The organism is Archangium primigenium, assembly GCF_016904885.1.
In the GTDB taxonomy this organism is placed as follows: Bacteria; Myxococcota; Myxococcia; order Myxococcales; family Myxococcaceae; genus Cystobacter; species Cystobacter primigenius.
Map to the genome: position 1 here is coordinate 4,570,100 of NZ_JADWYI010000001.1, position 17,789 is coordinate 4,587,888.

14 protein-coding genes are annotated in these 17,789 nt (G+C 70.3%); 10 read left to right on the forward strand and 4 right to left on the reverse strand.

Going from position 1 to position 17,789, the window contains the following annotated elements; all coding sequences use genetic code 11:
* The first annotated feature begins 19 nt into the window (after positions 1-19).
* From rfbB to I3V78_RS19070, 6 genes are all read left to right on the forward strand, one after another.
* Positions 20-1,039, forward strand: a complete 1,020-nt coding sequence (rfbB, locus tag I3V78_RS19045) for a dTDP-glucose 4,6-dehydratase (RefSeq protein WP_204489890.1) — start codon at positions 20-22, stop codon at positions 1,037-1,039.
* Positions 1,040-1,059: 20 nt separating this feature from the next.
* The gene (locus tag I3V78_RS19050) at positions 1,060-1,959 is read left to right on the forward strand and encodes an SDR family oxidoreductase (RefSeq protein ID WP_204489891.1); all 900 of its coding nucleotides are present in this window, start codon (positions 1,060-1,062) and stop codon (positions 1,957-1,959) included.
* 111 nt (positions 1,960-2,070) lie between these two features.
* On the forward strand, positions 2,071-2,952 hold the full coding sequence (gene rfbA / locus I3V78_RS19055; protein ID WP_204489892.1) for a glucose-1-phosphate thymidylyltransferase RfbA: 882 nt from the start codon (positions 2,071-2,073) through the stop codon (positions 2,950-2,952).
* 11 nt (positions 2,953-2,963) lie between these two features.
* A complete protein-coding gene (gene rfbC, locus I3V78_RS19060; RefSeq protein ID WP_239578024.1) occupies positions 2,964-3,500 on the forward strand; it encodes a dTDP-4-dehydrorhamnose 3,5-epimerase in 537 nt (178 codons plus the stop codon).
* A gap of 100 nt (positions 3,501-3,600) precedes the next feature.
* Positions 3,601-4,269 (forward strand): PAQR family membrane homeostasis protein TrhA, encoded by a 669-nt coding sequence (gene trhA / locus I3V78_RS19065; protein WP_204489894.1) that lies wholly within the window; start codon positions 3,601-3,603, stop codon positions 4,267-4,269.
* Between the two features lie 125 nt (positions 4,270-4,394).
* Positions 4,395-5,429, forward strand: coding sequence for a YihY/virulence factor BrkB family protein (locus tag I3V78_RS19070; protein WP_204489895.1), 1,035 nt, complete (start codon positions 4,395-4,397; stop codon positions 5,427-5,429).
* 52 nt (positions 5,430-5,481) lie between these two features.
* Here I3V78_RS19070 and I3V78_RS19075 read toward each other — a convergent pair whose 3' ends face one another.
* From I3V78_RS19075 to I3V78_RS19085, 3 genes are all read right to left on the reverse strand, one after another.
* Positions 5,482-7,083 (reverse strand): ABC-F family ATP-binding cassette domain-containing protein, encoded by a 1,602-nt coding sequence (locus tag I3V78_RS19075; protein WP_204489896.1) that lies wholly within the window; start codon positions 7,081-7,083, stop codon positions 5,482-5,484.
* A 204-nt stretch (positions 7,084-7,287) separates the two neighbouring features.
* Positions 7,288-8,508 (reverse strand): cytochrome P450, encoded by a 1,221-nt coding sequence (locus I3V78_RS19080; protein ID WP_204489897.1) that lies wholly within the window; start codon positions 8,506-8,508, stop codon positions 7,288-7,290.
* Positions 8,509-8,565: 57 nt separating this feature from the next.
* Positions 8,566-9,198 (reverse strand): TetR/AcrR family transcriptional regulator, encoded by a 633-nt coding sequence (locus tag I3V78_RS19085; protein WP_204489898.1) that lies wholly within the window; start codon positions 9,196-9,198, stop codon positions 8,566-8,568.
* 117 nt (positions 9,199-9,315) lie between these two features.
* Here I3V78_RS19085 and tgt point away from each other — a divergent pair, with 117 nt between their 5' ends.
* The 3 genes from tgt to I3V78_RS19100 all read left to right on the forward strand — a co-directional run bounded on the left by tgt (position 9,316) and on the right by I3V78_RS19100 (position 14,188).
* Positions 9,316-10,494 carry a tRNA guanosine(34) transglycosylase Tgt gene (tgt, locus tag I3V78_RS19090; protein ID WP_204489899.1) on the forward strand — a complete coding sequence of 393 codons (1,179 nt, stop codon included), beginning with the start codon at positions 9,316-9,318 and terminating at the stop codon, positions 10,492-10,494.
* 2 nt (positions 10,495-10,496) lie between these two features.
* On the forward strand, positions 10,497-11,348 hold the full coding sequence (locus I3V78_RS19095) for an MnmC family methyltransferase (protein WP_204489900.1): 852 nt from the start codon (positions 10,497-10,499) through the stop codon (positions 11,346-11,348).
* A gap of 125 nt (positions 11,349-11,473) precedes the next feature.
* The gene (locus I3V78_RS19100) at positions 11,474-14,188 is read left to right on the forward strand and encodes an ATP-binding protein (protein ID WP_204489901.1); all 2,715 of its coding nucleotides are present in this window, start codon (positions 11,474-11,476) and stop codon (positions 14,186-14,188) included.
* Between the two features lie 33 nt (positions 14,189-14,221).
* On the opposite strand, the gene I3V78_RS19105 is transcribed toward I3V78_RS19100, so the two are convergent.
* Positions 14,222-14,848 carry a DUF2378 family protein gene (locus I3V78_RS19105; RefSeq protein WP_204489902.1) on the reverse strand — a complete coding sequence of 209 codons (627 nt, stop codon included), beginning with the start codon at positions 14,846-14,848 and terminating at the stop codon, positions 14,222-14,224.
* 317 nt (positions 14,849-15,165) lie between these two features.
* Here I3V78_RS19105 and I3V78_RS19110 point away from each other — a divergent pair, with 317 nt between their 5' ends.
* Positions 15,166-17,727, forward strand: a complete 2,562-nt coding sequence (locus I3V78_RS19110; protein ID WP_204489903.1) for a DEAD/DEAH box helicase — start codon at positions 15,166-15,168, stop codon at positions 17,725-17,727.
* The last annotated feature ends 62 nt before the right edge of the window (positions 17,728-17,789 follow it).

Genomic DNA, 17,789 nt, shown 5'->3' on the forward strand with positions numbered 1-17,789 from the left:
TCTTCACGCTCCGAGTCATATGAACGTCCTGGTCACGGGTGGCTGCGGTTTCATTGGGTCCAACCTCGTCAAGTACCTGCGCCGCACGCGGCCGGACTGGACGATCGTCAACCTGGACAAGCTCACCTACGCCGGCAACCTGGAGACGCTCAAGGAGCTGGAGGGCGACAGCAAGCACATCTTCGTGCGCGGGGACATCGCCAACCGCGAGCTGGTGGACCACGTGATGGCCCAGCACGGCATCGACGCCGTCATGCACCTGGCGGCCGAGAGCCACGTGGACCGCTCCATCCTCGGCCCGGACGCCTTCGTGAAGACGAACGTGCTGGGCACCCAGCACCTCCTAGAGGCCAGCCGCGAGCGCGGCGTGAAGCGCTTCCTCATGGTCTCCACCGACGAGGTGTACGGCTCGCTCGGGCCCACGGGCGCCTTCTCCGAGACCTCGCCGCTGCAGCCCTCCAGCCCCTACTCGGCGTCCAAGACGAGCTCGGATCTCCTGGCGCTCGCCTGGTACCACACGTACGGCCTGGACGTGGTGGTGACGCGCTGCTCCAACAACTACGGCCGCTACCAGTTCCCCGAGAAGCTCATCCCCCTCATGGTGGTCAACGCCCTGGCCGACAAGCCGCTGCCCGTCTACGGCGACGGCCTCAACGTGCGGGACTGGCTGCACGTGGACGACCACTGCTCGGCGCTGCTCGTGGCGCTGGAGAAGGGCCGCGCGGGCGAGGTCTACAACATCGGCGGCAACTCCGAGCGCCGCAACATCGACATCGTCAAGGCCATCCTCGGCCTGCTGAACAAGCCCGAGTCCCTCATCAAGTTCGTGAAGGATCGGCCGGGCCACGACAAGCGCTACGCCATCGATCCCACGAAGATCCGCACCGAGCTCGGCTGGACGCCCGCGCACACCTTCGAGCAGGGCATCCAGGAGACGGTGCGCTGGTACGTGGACAACGCCGCCTGGTGGGAGCGCGTCATGAGCGGCGCGTACCGCCAGTACTTCGACACGCAGTACAAGACGCGCCTCAACGGCTAAGGGTTCAGGAGACCGCTCGCATGCGCTTTCTCGTCACGGGTTCCAACGGGCTGGTGGGCAGTCGGGTGTGCGCGCTCCTGGAGCGCGCCGGACACGAGGTGGTGGGCCTGGGCAAGGGCCCGCGCCGCACACCCCTGCACCATGCCTACGTGGAGTGCGATCTCACCGACGAGCGGCGCCTGAGCGGCGCCCTGGAGGCCGCCGCCCCCGAGGTGATCATCCACCCGGCCTCCATGACGGAGGTGGACTCCTGCGAGCGCGATCCCGAGCAGGCCTTCGCGGTGAACGTGGGCGCCACGGGCGCGGTGGCCCGGAGCGCGCGCAAGCTCGGCGCGCACCTGGTGCACGTGTCCACCGACTACGTCTTCGACGGCGAGGCGGGCCCCTACGACGAGCAGGCCCTCCCCAACCCGCGCGGCGTCTACGCGCTGACCAAGCACATGGCCGAGCAGGCGGCGCGCACCTTCGTGCCCGGCTGTGCCATCGCGCGCACCGCGGTGGTGTACGGCTGGCCCGCGGCGGGCCGCGCCAACTTCGGCGCCTGGCTGGTGGGCGCCTTCTCGCAGGGCCAGCCGGTGCGTCTGTTCGAGGACCAATATGTCTCCGCGAGCTTCGCGGACAGCGTGGCCGAGATGCTCGTGGAGCTCGGGGAGCGCAAGCTCGGCGGGGTGTGGAACACGTGCGGCGCGGACGTGGTGGATCGCGTCAGCTTCGGCCGGGCCCTGTGCGAGGTGTTCGGCTTCGACGCGGGCCTCATCACCCCCACGCGGCTGGCGGACATGAAGCTGGCGAGCCCCCGCCCGCTGCGCAGCGGCCTGCGGGTGGACAAGGTGCGCGCGCAGCTGCGGTCCCAGCCCCTGGGCCTGGGCGAGTCCCTGCGGCGGTTTCACGCCGCGTGGCAGGCCGGGCGCGGTGCTTGAACCCGGCGTCCCGGGCCGGGTATAGCCTGGGACTCGGCTCCACACCGAGGGCGCGTCGACAGGTCGGGCCGGAGCGCGCGCCGGTTCCAGGTGGAGTCCACGAGGGAAGTCATGAAGGGAATCATCCTCGCCGGGGGCTCCGGCACGCGCCTGTACCCCCTGACGCGCGTGGTCAGCAAGCAGCTGCTGCCCATCTACGACAAGCCGATGATCTACTACCCGCTCACCACGCTGATGCTGGCGGGGATCCGGGACATCCTGATCATCTCCACGCCGGTGGACCTGCCGCGCTTCGAGGAGCTGCTCGGCTCGGGCCATCAGTGGGGCGTCAACTTCCACTACGCGGTGCAGCCGAGCCCGGATGGACTGGCGCAGGCCTTCGTCATCGGCCGCGAGTTCGTGGGCCCGGATCCCGTCTCCCTCATCCTCGGCGACAACATCTTCTACGGCCACGGCCTGAGCGAGCAGGTGCAGCGCGCGGCGGCGCGCACCGCGGGCGCCACCGTGTTCGGCTACTACGTGAAGGATCCCGAGCGCTATGGCGTGGTGGAGCTGGATCCCCAGGGCCGCGCGCTGAGCCTCGAGGAGAAGCCGGCCAAGCCCAAGTCCAACTACGCGGTGACGGGCCTGTACTTCTACGACAACCAGGTGCTGGACATCGCCCGGGACCTCAAGCCCTCGGCGCGCGGGGAGCTGGAGATCACCGACGTCAACAGCACCTACCTGCGCATGAAGCAGCTCCAGGTGGAGCTCATGGGCCGGGGCTATGCGTGGCTGGACACCGGCACCCACGAGTCGCTCATGGAGGCGAGCAACTTCATCCAGATCATCGAGAACCGCCAGGGCCTCAAGGTGGCGTGTCCCGAGGAGATCGCCTACCGCATGGGCTACATCACCAGCGCCCAGGTGGCCGAGCTCGCGCACCCCATGCGCAAGAACGACTACGGGCGCTACCTGATGGATCTCATCGAGAACAAGGGGGCGCGCACGTGAAATGCACCCGGATGGACGTGCCCGACGTGTTGCTCCTGGAGCCCAAGCGCTTCGGGGATGACCGGGGCTTCTTCATGGAGATGTTCCACGCCACGCGCTACGCGGAGCTGGGCATCCCGGGGCCCTTCGTGCAGGACAACTTCTCGCGCTCGGCGCGGGGCATCCTCCGGGGCCTGCACTTCCAGGAGCCCAACGCCCAGGGCAAGCTCGTGCAGGTGCTGGCCGGGGCGGTGTACGACGTGGCGGTGGACATCCGCCGGGGCTCGCCCACGTTCGGCCGGTGGGTGGGGGTGGAGCTGTCCTCGGACAACCGGCGCCAGTTGTGGGTGCCCGCGGGCTTCGCGCACGGCTTCTGCGTGCTCTCGGAGACGGCGGACTTCCATTACAAGTGCACCGACTTCTACGCGCCCAAGGCCGAGCACGGCATCGCCTGGAACGACCCGGACCTGGGCATCCCCTGGCCGGTGACGGCGCCCCTGCTGTCGCCCAAGGACGCCGCCGCGCCGCGTCTCAAGGACGCGCCCCTGTTGCCCAGCTACCCGGGCTGAGCCGTGCGGCGTGCGCGGGTGAACACCCCCGGGCCACCTGGCGGGGGGGACGCGCATTTCGCTGACAGTGGGGTGACATGACGGCGCTAAGGGCGGGGGCATGGCGTCCTCCGAGCGCATCGCGGCGGTCCTGGAAGAGGAAGTGAAGCCCCTGCTGCGCGGGGTGTCCCACGCGCTGGCCTTTCTCGCGGCGCTCGCCGGGTGCGTGCTCCTGGCGCGGGTGCCGGTGGAGGGGGTGCGCTACGTGGGCGCCCTGGTGTTCGGCGCCACGCTGTTGGTCCTGTTCGGCGTCAGCGCGCTGTACCACTGCCCCAACTGGAGCCCCACCACCGGGCAGTACATCCAGCGCTGCGACCACGCGGCCATCTCGCTCGTCATCGCGGGCTCCTTCACGCCCCTGGCCACGCTGGACATCCCGGGGTGGGGCGGGCCCTCGCTGGTGGTGATGTGGGCGGCGGCGCTCACCGGGGCGGGCTTCGCGCTGTCGGGCCGCTCGGGGCCGCGGGGCCTGCGCTCGCTGCTCTACGTCCTGCTGGGCTCCATGGCGCTGCCGGTGGTGTCGCGGCTGCCCGCCGTCATCGGCCCCGCGCGTGTGGGGGCGCTGCTGCTCGTGGGCGTGTTCTACGCCGTGGGCGCCGCGGTCTACGCGCGCCGATGGCCGGACCCGGTGCCCACCGTCTTCGGCTTCCACGAGATCTTCCACCTGCTGGTCATCGCCGCCGCGGGCGTGGAATTCGCGGTCGTCTACGACGTGCTCGGAGGCCGCTGACGGGGGCTTCCCCGGTGGCCCGAGGGGTAGACAGGCGAGCGTCCCACCCGGACCGGGGTGTGGGGATGGGGCAGGCGAGTGCAGTGCGCATCCTCCTTCAGTCCACCGGGATGGGAGGAGGCGCCATGGTGTATCCAGGCAAGGGCATGAGCTGGAAGACGTTCTTCAACGAGCTGAAGAACGAGTACCTCAACGACAACATCGGCAACGTGGCGGGGGCCGTGACGTTCTCGGCGCTGCTGGCGTTGTTCCCGTTCCTGCTCTTCCTCGTGGCGCTGGCCAGCCTCATCATCGATCCGGCCCAGGCGCAGGTCCTCATCTCGGAGCTGGGCAAGGTGGCGCCCGCCGCGGTGACGGAGATCCTCGGTGAGCGGCTCAAGGACCTGGCCTCGGGCAGCAGCGTGGGCCTGTTGACGGTGGGTGGCGTGGGCGCCGTCTGGGCGGCCTCGGGCGGCGTGGCGGCGCTGATGGACGCGCTCAACACCGTCTACGCCGTGAAGGAGACCCGGCCGTTCTGGAAGTCGCGCGGCATCGCCATCCTGGTGACGCTCGCGGGCGCGGCCCTGTCCATCCTCGCCTCGGCGGCCATGGTGGCCACGCCCGCCTTCGCGCACTGGCTCGGGGAGCCGCTGGGCACCGTGGTCATGTGGCTGCGCCTGCCGGTGGCGGGCCTGCTCATGATGCTCGTCTGGGCGATGATCTACTACGTGCTTCCGGACGTGGAGCAGGACTTCAAGTTCATCACGCCCGGCTCCGTGGTGGGCGTGCTGCTGTGGCTGCTCGCCTCCACCGGCTTCTCGCTCTACGTGCGCAACTTCGGCAGCTACGACGTGAGCTACGGCGCGCTCGGCGGTGTCATCGTCATGCTGATGTGGATGTGGATCTCCTCGCAGGTCATCCTGATTGGGGCGGAGATCAACGCCATCCTCGAGCACCGCTCCCCGGAGGGAAAGTCGCCCGGCGCCAAGACGATGGCCGAGTCGGGGCCCAACATGACCAAGGGCGAGCTGCGCCGCGAGGAGCAGGCGGAGATCCAGGCCCTGCGCAACCCGCCCCCGCCGCCTCCGCCCGCCACCACCTACGCGCCGCTCCGGGCGGCCCTCACCTGGGCCACGGGCTTCGGCGTGGGGCTGTTCCTCCTGCGCCGCTACAACCGGTAGCGCGCGCCCGGGCCCCGTGGGACATGCCACGGGGCCCTCGGGCGTTGCCGCCTTAGCGGCGGTGGCCCTGCTGGGCGAGGTGCTTCTGGGAGTACTCGGCGAAGGTGCCGTTGAAGTCGAGCACGGGCTTGCCCGCGCCCTCCAGACTCCAGATGCGCGTGGCCACCTCGGAGACGAGCTCCTGGTCGTGCGTCACGACGATGACCGTGCCGTCGAACTTCTGCAGGCCGTCGGACAGGGCGCTGATGGACTCCAGGTCCAGGTGGTTGGTGGGCTCGTCGAGGATGAGGACGTTGTCCTGGTCCAGCATCAGCTTGCACAGGAGCAGCCGCACCGTCTCGCCACCGGACAGGGTGTCCGTGGGCTTCATGCGCTCCTCGCCGGAGAAGAGCATGCGGCCCATGACGCCGGAGATCTCCTCGTTGGTGAGCTTGATCTTCACGTCACGCAGCCAGCCGAAGGCGGTGGTGCCCTTGCGGATGGTGCCGTGATGGTCCTGGGGCAGGTAGCCCACGCTGGCGTTGTGGCCCCAGATGAGCTTGCCCGTGTCGGGCGCGAGCTGCCCGGCGAGCATCTTCACCAGTGTGGACTTGCCCACGCCGTTGCGGCCGATGACGCAGATCTTCTCGCCCTTGAGGATGAGCGGGTTGAAGGGCTTGATGACGGGCTGGCCGTCGAAGGACTTGGACAGGTCCTCCACCGTGAGCGTCTGCTTGCCGCTGGGCTCGGCCTGGTCGAAGCGGATGAACGGGCGCGCGATGTTGGAGCGCTTGAGGTCATCCGTCTTGAGCTTGTCGATCTGCTTGATGCGGCTCTGCACCTGGGAGGCGCGCGTGCCGGCGTGGAAGCGGGCCACGAAGTCCTGCAACTGGGCGATCTTCTTCTGCTTCTCACCCACCTCCGACTCGATGCGGCTGCGCACCTGGGACTTCTGCCGCACCATGTCGTCGTAACCACCCGTGTACTGGATGATGGTCTCGTAATCGATGTCGGCGATGTGCGTGCAGATGGAGTTGAGGAAGTGCCGGTCGTGGCTGATGGTGATGAGCACGCCCTCGAACGCCGTGAGGAAGTTCTCCAGCCAGCGGATGGAGTCGATGTCGAGGTTGTTCGTGGGCTCGTCGAGCAGCAGGCCCTGGGGCTTGCCGAAGAGCGCCTGGGCGAGCAGCACGCGCAGCTTGAGGCCGCCGGTGAGCTGCTTCATGGGCCCCTCGTGCGACTCGGTGGGGATGCCGAGGCCCTCCAGGAGCGCGGCCGCCTCGGACTCGGCGCTGTAGCCGTCCTCCTCGGCGATGATCATCTCCAGGTCGCCCAGCCGGTTGCCATCCTCCTCGGTGATGTCCGACTTGGCGAGGATGGCGTCCTTCTCCTTCATCACGTCCCAGAGGGCCTTGTTGCCCATGATGACCACGTCGAGGACGCGGTTGTCCTCGTAGCGGAACTGGTCCTGGCGCAGGATGCCCAGCTTCTTGGGCTTGGAGATGGTCCCCATGTCCGCTTCCTCGTCTCCGGCGAGGATCTTCATGAAGGTGGACTTGCCCGCCCCGTTGGGGCCGGTGAGGCCGTAGCGGCGTCCGGGCGAGAACGCGACATTGACGTCCTCGAAGAGCTTCTTGGGCCCGTAGGCCTTGGAGACGTTGACGATGGAGAACATGGGGGGCGCTTTCTAGCGGAAGGGGAAGGCGTCCGGAAGACGGGTGACGCGGGGAGTCGACGAAACCAGCGGCCCCCCAGGGGAAGGCGGGCCGAGAATTCCGAGAACCCGTGGGCGGACGGTTTCATGCCCCGCCCAGGGGGGGTGCTCCTCCCCCGCGTCCCCGCCTGCTGCCGGCCTTCCGGGTCCGCCTGCCCGCCTGGTTCAGTGCTTTTGGAGCCAGAGGGCCTTGGGGCCGCGCAGGAAGAACGAGTGGCCGTAGTCGATGGTCTCGGGCTGGCGCGGCGCGAAGCGCAGGCGGGGGGCCTGCTCCATCAGCTCCTGCAGGGCCACGGGGGCCTCCAGGCGGCTGAGCGGCGCGCCCAGGCAGAAGTGGACGCCGTGGCCGAAGGACATCAAGCCGTTGGTGTCGCGCTTCGGGTCGAAGCGCTCGGGCTCGGGGAACTTGCGCGGATCATGGTTGGCCGAGGCCAGCAGCACCATGACCGCGGCGTCCGCGGGCAACTTGCCGCCGCTGAGCTCCACCTCCTGGGTGGTGCGGCGGAACAGGGCGATGACGGGCGAGTCGTAGCGCAGCGTCTCCTCGCAGATGGCGGCGCAGGCGGCGCTGGAGGGGTCACGCCGCAGGGCCTCGTAGGCCTCGGGGTGGCGGATGAGGGCGGTGATGGCGTTGCCCAGCAGGTTGGTGGTGGTCTCGTTGCCCGCGATGAGCAGCAGGGTGGCGAAGGAGTTGACCTCCTGGGGGCTCAGCGCCGCCACGCCGTCGCTCTCCTGCACGAGCAGCGAGATGAGATCGCCCCGGGGCTCGCGCCGGCGCGCCTCGGCCACCTCCGTCATGTAGGCGAGCATCTCCCGGCCGCTCTGGACGACCGCGTCGGACGCCTGGCCCGACTTCAGGGAGTCGGTGCCCGACTGCACGAGCGTGTCGCTCCAGCGCTTGAAGTCCCGGCGGCGCGCGGGCTCGATGCCCAGCATCTCCGCGATGATGGTGACGGGCAGGGGCGAGGCCAGCGCGTCCATGAAGTCGAACTCACCCCGGGCCGTCATCTCCGTGACGAGCTGCCGCGACAGCTCGCGCACGCGCGGCGCCAGGGCGTTGATCTGCTTGGGGGTGAAGGAGCGGCTGACCAGGCCCCGCATGCGCGTGTGCACCGGGGGATCCGTGGCGATGAGGCTCGACACCGAGCCGAGCTCCTTCACCGCCGAGCGCTCCTCCTGGAGCTTGCCGGCGATGCGGATCTGCGTGGAGGAGAACAGGGCGTGGTTCTTGAGCACGAACGACACGTCCTCGTGGCGGCTGAGCACGTGGGCCCGCAGCTTCGCGTCGTAGTGCAGGGGGGCCTTGTCCCGCAGCTCGGCGAAGTAGGGGTAGGGGTCGCGCGTCACCTCGGGATTGAAGAAGTCGAAGCGGCTGAGCAAGTCCATGGGGGTTCTCCTGCGAGACGAAGACAGCGGGGGGAAAAGGGAAAAGAGGGAAGGGCGTCAGGCCGGACGCGGGCGGGCGCCCTCGAGGAAGCAGCGCAGCAGCACGCCCAAGAGCTCCTCGATGCGCGGGGGCTGCTCCTCGATCACCTGCCGCAGGATGAGCCCCTGCAGCATGCCCAGCAGCAGCGTGGGGAAGTGGGCGACGTCCTCGGGCCGGAGCGCCCCCTGGGCGACGCCCTCCGGGTGGAGCCGCTCCACGCGCTCGGACACCTCGCGCCACAGGCGCTGGTGGCGCGTCAGCTCCTCGCTCGCGCTGGCCCGGCGCGGACCGTTCTCGTGCACGAGCAGGGAGAACAGGCGCCAGTGCGCCAGGGTGTGCTCGAGGATGGCGCGCAGCAGGCCCCGCAGCCGCTCGGGGTAGGGCGTGCCCGCGCTGCGCTCCAGCGCCGCGTCCAGCCCCGCGAGCAGCCGCTGCTCGTGCAGGTCGAGGATCGCCCGGAGCAGGCGCTCGCGATCCTCGAAGTAGTTGTAGAGCGTGCCCACGGCCACGCCCACCCGCGCGGCGATGTCCTCCATGCGCGTGGCGCTCAGCCCCTGCTCGGCCAGCACCTGCTCGGCCGCGTCGAGGATGGCCGCGCGCGCCTCTTCCTTCATCCGGGCGCGAAGCGTGGGGGTTGAACGCGGCTTCATGCGGGTGAATCCTGCTTCAGAAAGCGGGAATTCGCAATAGCCCGGGGGGGCAGCCGGGCGGGCGGTGGGCGGGATGGGGGGCGTGTTCCGGGCGCGGCGCGGGTATAAGCGGTCGCCATGGCCGTTCGTTTCGAGCTCGTCACCACGGATCCCACGGGAGCGCGCGCCGGCGTGCTGCACACCCGCCGGGGCTCCATCCCCACGCCGGTCTTCATGCCGGTGGCCACCCACGCCTCCTTCCGCCACCTGGGCATGGAGGAGATCAAGGCCACCGGGTCGAAGATCCTGCTGTCCAACACGTACCACCTGATGCTCAAGCCGGGCGCCGAGGTGTTCAAGCGCTTCGGGGGCATCCATCCCTTCATGCAGTGGGATGGGGCGGTGCTCACGGACTCGGGAGGCTTCCAGATCTTCTCGCTGCCCGAGGATCGGCTCATCACCGAGAAGGGCGCCCACTTCCGCTCCTTCCACGACAACAGCCGGCAGCTGCTCAGCCCCGAGTCGAGCATCGCCATGCAGCAGGCGATCAACTCGGACATCATGATGGTGCTGGACGTGTGCATCGACTCGCGCACGGACGAGGCCGGCACGCGCGAGGCCATGGAGCGCACCCACCGCTGGGCGCTGCGCAGCCTGGCGGCGAAGAACCAGGTGGACACGGGCCAGGCGCTCTTCGCCATCGTCCAGGGCGGGGTGCACCCGGCCCTGCGCGACGAGAGCGCCGCGTTCCTCACCGAGCACGCCTTCGACGGCTTCGCCATCGGCGGGCTCGCGGTGGGCGAGACGAACGAGGAGCGCAAGACGATGACGGCGCGGGCCGCGGCCCAGCTGCCCGAGCACAAGCCGCGCTACCTCATGGGCGTGGGCACGCCCACGGACCTCCTGGAGGCGGTGCTCCGGGGCGTGGACATGTTCGACTGCATCATCCCCACGAAGATGGCGCAGCAGGGCTACGCCTACACCTTCGGGGGCCTCGTGCGCATCACCCGCCAGGTGTTCCGCCTGTCCGACGAGCCGTTGGATCCGCTGTGCGGCTGCCCCGTCTGCAAGCGCTACAGCCGCGGCTACCTGCACCACCTGATGACGGGCAAGCACCACACGGGCTCGCGCATGCTCTCGGTGCACAACGTGCACCACTACCAGCAGCTCACCTGGAAGATGCGCGACGCCATCCTCCGCGGCTCGTACGCCCAGGCCTACCGCGAGCTCAAGCAGATGGTGGCCACGCCCAAGGACTTGAAGGACGCGCAGTTGGAGGCCAGCGCCCACGCCGTCACGCTCAAGGACGTGGGCTGAGCGTGGACGCCTCCGACGCCAACCCCCGGGACGGGGACTTCGAGCTGGTGACGCTGCGCAACGGCGCGCGCGCGGTGCGCCACCTGGGGCACGGCGAGGTGATGCACCCGGCGACGGGCCCCTGGCAGGAAGCGATGCGCCTGTACGTGGAGCAGCCGCGGCTGGCCGAGCGGCTGCGCACCCCGGGCGCGCCCCTGGTCATCCACGACGTGGGCCTGGGGGCGGGCACCAACGCGGTGGCGGCGCTCACGTGCGCGCGGGCGCTCGGCGGCGAGCGCCAGCGGGCCCTGGAGATCGTCAGCTTCGAGGTGGACCTGGCGCCCTTGCGGCTGGCGCTGGCGGACGCGGCGGGTTTTCCCTTCCTGCAACCCTTCCGGGACGCGGCCGAGGCGCTGATGCGCACGGGCGCCTGGGAGGAGGACGGGGTGCGCTGGCGGCTGCACCTGGGGGATGCGCGGGGGCGGCTGGAGGCGAGGCCGAAGGCGGACCTGGTCTTCTTCGATCCGTTCTCCCCGGCGAGCAACCCGGAGATGTGGACGGTGCCCGTGCTGCGGCAGGTGCGCGCCGGGTGCCGGGAGGACGGGGAGGGCGCGCTGCTGCTCACCTACAGCGCCGCCACCCCCACGCGGGTCACCCTGCTGCTCGCGGGCTTCCATGTGGGCGCCGGGCTGTCCACGGGCACCAAGGGCGAGACCACGGTGGCCGCCACGCGCCGCGAGTCCCTGGCCGCCCCCCTGGGCGAGCGCTGGCTGTCGCGCTGGCGCCGCTCCTCCGCGCGGGCGCCGCACGGCGAGGCCCTGACGCCGCAGCTCGAGGCCCAGCTCCTGGCCCATCCGCAATGGACAATCGTCTGAGCCATTCGTCCTGCACTGGCCGGTTGCCCGCGCGTCTGTCGGGTGCCAGTGCCGATCCCGATTCCCTCGCAAGGGCTCTTTGGTAGGGTGCGCGGCGGTTGGACATCCGCCGTCCGGGAGGGACAGTGAGCGTCGTCGCGGAGCTGATCGAATCCCGTCTGGGTGACCTCGTTCACCGCTGGGCCGGGCACGTGCGCCAGCGCATGGACCTCCAGGGGGGCGCGAGCGTCCTGGACGAGGCACGGCTCGCCGGGGACCTGCGCGCCCTGGTGGGCCACTTGAGGGGGCGGGACGCGTCCCCCGTCTCGGCGCCCGACGTGCTCGCGTTCCTGCCGGGCGTCGTGTGGGCGCTCCTCGAGGAGGCGCGGTGTCCGGCGCCCCTGGCCGAGGTGCGCGTCGTCACCGACTTCGTCGCCCAGGCCTCCACCGGCGGGCGGCTCGCGGACACGCGTCTGCAGCGGCTCATCGAGCACGCGCCCGCGATCGTGTGCACGCTGAACGGCCCCCACCACGTCTTCGCCCTGGTCAACCCGGTCTGCCAGCAGTTGGTGGGCCGCGATCGCCACCTGGTGGGCTTGTCCGTCCAGGAGGCGCTGCCGGAAACGGTGGCACAGGGCTTCCTCCAACTGCTCGACCAGGTCTACACCACGGGGGAGCCCTTCGTCGGGCGTGAGGTGCGCCTGCAACTGGACGCGGGCGCACAGGGCCCCGGCGAGGAGCGCTTCCTCCACTTCGTCTTCCAGCCCCGGCGTGACGCGCGCGGGCAGGTGGAGGGCATTGACGCCTTCGGCTTCGAGGTGACGGACCAGGTGCGGGCGCGCCGGCGCGCCGAGGCGCTGTCCGAGCGGCTGCGCGAGAGCGAGGAGCGGATGCTGGGGCTGGCGGAGGCCGCGGGCGCGGGCTTCTTCGAGCTGTACGCCGCCACGGGCCGCCTCACCGCGGACGCGCGCGTGTACGCGCTGCTGGGCCTGGTGCCGGGCGCGCCCCTGACGCTCGAGCTGGTGCTCCAGTGCGTGTACGCCGAGGACCGCGAGCGCCTCACGCGGGAGATCTCCACGCTGCTCTCCGAGCCGTCCGACGCGCCCTTCATCATCACCGCGCGCGTCGTGGGCCTGGGCACGGTGCCGCTGCGCTGGGTGGAGAGCCGGGGCCAGCGCCGGCAAGACAGCAACGGCCGCCCCATGCTCGTGGGCGCCCTGCTGGACGTCACCGCGCGCAAGGAGGCGGAGGCCTCCAGCCAGGCGCTGCTCCAGGCGCTCGGCCAGTCCGAGACGCGCTACCGGCTGGCGACACGGGCCACCAAGGACGCCATCTGGGACTGGAACCTGGCGAACAACCACGTGACGTGGAACGAGGGCCTGCGCGAGCAGTTCGGCCACACGTCCGAGCAGGTGCGCCCCGATGGGGACTGGTGGATGGAGCACATCCACCCGGCGGATCGCGAGCGCGTCTCGGGCCGCATCCACGCGGTGATCGACGCGCCCGCGGGCCACGACTGGCAGGACGACTACCGGTTCCAGCGGCGCGATGGCTCCTGGGCGTTCGTGACGGATCGCGGCTGGGTGTCGCGGGACGAGTCGGGCGCGGCCCTGCGCATGGTGGGCGCCATGCAGGACGTCACCGAGCGCCGGGAGGCCGAGTTCCTCCGGCTGCGGCAGTCGCGCCACTTCGCCCTGAGCGCCCGGGTGGGTCTGGCCATCTCCCGGGGCACGGTCCTGGGCGTCATGCTCCAGGAGTGCGCCGAGGCCCTGGTGGGCGAGCTGGAGGTGGTGCTCGCCCGCATCTGGCTGCTCGGCGCCGCGCACGAGGGGCTCGAGTTGGGCGCGGACGCCGGGCTGTCCCCGCCGTCCGAGGGCCCCTACGGCCGGGTGCCGCCGGCGCGCTCCACGCTGGATCGCATCGCCCGGGAGCGCCAGCCGCTCTTCAGCCAGGCCCCCGGGGAGGACCCCCGCGTGGACGCGCCCGAGTGGCGCCAGCGCGAGGGGCTGGTGGCCTTCGCGGGCCTGCCGCTGTTCGTGGGCGACAAGCCCGTGGGCGTCATGGCCCTGTTCTCCCGCCAGCCCATGGAGCAGGACACGCTCGACATCCTCAAGCAGGTGTCCGACGGCATCGCCCAGGGCGTCGAGCGCCTGCGGGCCGAGGACGCGCTGCGCACCCGCGTGGACTTCGAGCAGAAGCTCATCGGCATCGTCAGCCACGACCTGCGCAACCCCCTCAACGCCATCACCCTGGGCACCGCGGTGCTCGTGCAGCGCCAGGGGCTCGACGAGCGCGCCACCCGCTCCGTGCTGCGCATCCAGTCCTCCGCCGAGCGCGCCACCCGCATGGTGAAGGACCTCCTGGACTTCACCCAGGCGCGGCTCGGGGGCGGCATCCACATCGAGACCCGGCCGGTGGACCTGCGCGAGGTGGTGGGCGGTGTGCTGGAGGAGGTCCGGGCGGCCGAGCCCACGCGCGTGCTGGACGTGCGGCACGAGGGCGACGGGCAGGGGACGTGGGACGCGGACCGGCTCGCCCAGGTGGTGCAGAACCTGGTCACCAACGCCCTCAAGTACAGCCCCGCGGACAGCCGGGTGCGCATCGCCACCCGGGAAGAGGGGGGCGCGGTGTCCCTCACCGTGTCCAACGGCGGCGCGCCGATTCCGGCCTCCAAGCTGTCGAGCATCTTCGAGCCCATGCAGCGCGCCACCGCCGAGGTGGACAAGGTGGGCCGCAGCGTGGGCCTGGGGCTCTACATCGTGAAGAGCATCGTGGAAGCCCACGGGGGCTCCATCGCCGTCTCCTCCACCCAGGCCGAGGGCACCACCTTCACCGTGCGCCTGCCGCGCCAGCGCCCCTGAGGGGGCGGCCGGCGGGCGGGGTGGGCGAACTGCCTACAGCTGCGGCCGGCTCTCGGCGGCGGCCTTGGAGGGCGGAGGGGCAGCGAGCGCCGGCGTCTCCTCCTGGGGCTGCTCGGACCAGCGGACACAATAGGTGGCGGACTGGCCGTCGAAGCCCTCGGGGATGGCCACCACGCGCTGGCCGCCGGTGAGCTCCGCGGTCCGGGCGAGCACGCCCGCCACGAAGGTGGGCAGGTCCGCGCCGATGTCCGTCAGCCACACCTCCACCTCGGTGGGGCCCTTCTCGACGATGCGCACCTCGCTGCAGTTGGCGCTGGCGCGGAAGCACAGCCGCGCCTGGGTCAACGAGCGCTTGGGGCCGAGCAGCCGGGCCATGCCGAGCAACGCCCGGCCGAACAGGCCCGAGAAGTAGCCGTCGATGAAGCGCTCTCCGAGCGAGTAGTACGCCGCCTCGGCGGGCATGCCCGCGTAGACGTGGTCCGCGGCGATGCGCAGGAACTGCTTCCACTGCGCGAGCGAGTAGGTGGGGGGGAGCTTCTCCTCCAGGTCCAGCCCGGCCTCGCGCAGGCGCTGACGGCACGCGGGCGTGAGGCGGTTCTCCAGGGCTCGGACGAAGAGTGCTTCGATGGTGCCTGAGTAGACGAGCGGGTCGCCGGTCATAGGTTCGCCGGTATATCCGGCCTCCAGAGGTGGGCGCTACATGCCTGTTCAGGCAGCGTGCACTTATGCACGTCAGGTGGAAACTTCATCCTGCGCGTGACGCCGTGAGGGACAGCCGGTGCGACTTGTTTCGCGGCGGGACAGCCCGCGGGGGCCATCCTAACGGATTCCCCCTCCGGTTTTTTGACTTTTCACGGGATGAAGGTTTTCCCGGAATCAGTCCGAGGCCCGGGACGGCGTGGGTGTGGCCCGATTGTCCACCTCGGCCGCCACTTTCCCCGGCGCTCCCGCATCCATCCGCCTAAGTTCCCTCTCTTATGGTTTCCACCGACACGCCCCGTGCGCCGCTCGCGGCCCTCCTGCCGGATGCCGGGCAGGGCCCCCTCGACTCCGACGAGATCCTCAGCCGCTTCGTGGGCTGGGTGGAGTCCACCGGCCTGTCCCTCTACCCGGCGCAGGAGGAGGCCATCCTGGAGCTGCTCGGGGGCAAGCACCTGTTCCTCAAGACGCCCACCGGCTCGGGCAAGTCGCTCGTGGCCATGGCGCTGCACTTCAAGGCCATGGCCGAGGGCAAGGTGTCCTTCTACACCTGCCCCATCAAGGCGCTGGTCAACGAGAAGTTCTTCGCCCTTTGCGAGGCCTTCGGCGCGGAGAACGTGGGCCTGCTCACCGGCGACGCGGCCATCAACCGCGAGGCGCCCATCATCTGCTGCACCGCGGAGATCCTCTCCAACCTGGGCCTGCGCGACGCCATGCTGCGCGCCGACTACGTGGTGATGGACGAGTTCCACTACTACGCGGACCGCGAGCGCGGCATCGCCTGGCAGCTGCCCCTCATCACGCTGCCCTCCGCCACCTTCCTGATGATGTCGGCCACGCTCGGCGACACGCACGTCATCGAGGAGAAGCTCCAGGAGTTCACCGGCCGCGAGGTGGTGAGCGTGCGCAGCGCGGTGCGTCCGGTGCCCCTGGACTTCGACTACCGCGAGATGCCCCTGCACGAGACCATCCAGGAGCTCATCCGGCAGAAGAAGGCGCCCATCTACCTGGTCAACTTCTCCCAGCGCGCCGCGGCCGAGCAGGCGCAGAACCTCATGAGCGTGGACTTCTCCACCAAGGAGGAGAAGGAGGCCATCCGCCAGGCGCTGCTGGACGCGCCCTTCGACACGCCCTACGGCAAGGAGTTCCAGCGCTTCCTGCGCCACGGCATCGGCATGCACCACGCGGGCCTCCTGCCCAAGTACCGGCTCCTGGTGGAGCGGCTCGCGCAGACGGGCCTGCTCAAGGTCATCAGCGGCACGGACACCCTGGGCGTGGGCGTGAACATCCCCATCCGCACGGTGCTCTTCACCCAGCTCTTCAAGTTCAACGGCGAGAAGCTGGCCACCTTGAGCGTGCGCGACTTCCAGCAGATCGCCGGCCGCGCGGGCCGCAAGGGCTTCGACACCCAGGGCAGCGTGGTGGCCCAGGCGCCCGAGCACATCATCGAGAACGTGAAGATCGCCCAGAAGGAGGCCAAGGGCGGCAAGCGCCTGCCGCGCAAGCCTCCGCCGCAGAAGGGCTTCGTCCAGTACGACAAGAACACCTTCGAGCGGTTGCAGACGGGCCTGCCCGAGCCCCTGGAGTCGCGCTTCGAGGTGACCCACGGCTTCCTGCTCAACCTCTTGCAGAGCGAGATGCTGGGCGGGGCCGAGGGCTACCAGCGCCTGGTGCGGCTCATCGAGCGCTCGCACGGCTCGGAGTACATCAAGAAGCGCAACCTCAAGGAGGCCGCGGCGTGCTTCCGCACCCTCGTGCACGCGGGGCTCATCCTGGTGAAGAAGGGGGAGGGGGGCAGCGGGGCGAGCGTGGCGGTGGCGCCGGGGCTCCAGCGTGACTTCTCGCTCAACCAGACCTTGTCGCTCTACCTCCTGGACACGCTCAACAAGCTGGACCACGAGGCGGAGACGTACGCGCTGGACGTGGTGACGCTCGCCGAGTCCATCCTGGAGAACCCCGAGGTGGTGCTCTACGCCCAGTTGCACGAGCTCAAGGGCGAGAAGATCGCCGAGATGAAGGCGCGCGGCATGGAGTACGACGAGCGCATGGCGGAGCTGGACAAGCTCGAGTGGCCCAAGCCCAACCGCGACTTCATCTACACCACGTTCAACGCCTTCGCGGACAAGCACCCGTGGGTGGGCGCGGAGAACATCCGGCCCAAGTCCATCCTGCGCGACATGTACGAGCGGTACATGACATTCCACGACTACATCCGGGAGTACGGGCTGCAGCGCAGCGAGGGCGTGCTCATGCGCTACCTGGGCGACTGCTACAAGGCGCTCACCCAGACCATCCCCGAGCGCTACCGCAACGAGGAGCTCAAGGACATCATCGAGTGGCTGCGGGCGATGATCCGCCACGTGGACCAGAGCCTGCTCGACGAGTGGGAGCGGCTCAAGGGCCCGGGCGACGCGCTCCTGCCGCGCCCCGATGCCCCCCAGGAGCGCCGGCCGCAGGACCTGGCCGAGGATCCGCGGGCCTTCGCGGCGCACGTGCGCAACGAGCTCTACCGCCTGGTGCGCATGCTCGGCCTGCGCCGGTGGGCGGACGCGGTCGCGCTCCTGCGGCTGGACGCGGGCGGCGAGGCCTGGACGGCGGCGAAGCTGGAGGCGGCCATGGCGCCGTACTTCGAGGAGCACACGAGCGTGGTGCTCACCCCCCAGGCCCGCCGGCCCACGTACACGCTGCTCAAGGAGACGGGGCCGCGGCAGTGGGACGCCCAGCAGCGGCTGCTCGACCCCGAGGGCCACGGCGACTGGATGCTCGACTGCGCCATCGACCTCACGGACCGCAAGGTGGACGACGGGCCGCTGCTCATCCTGCGCCGCATCGGCACGTGAGCGCCGGGCGGGCAGCGTTGGGACCCGGATAGTTCCACTTCCGGTGTGGATCCGCGCGAGGG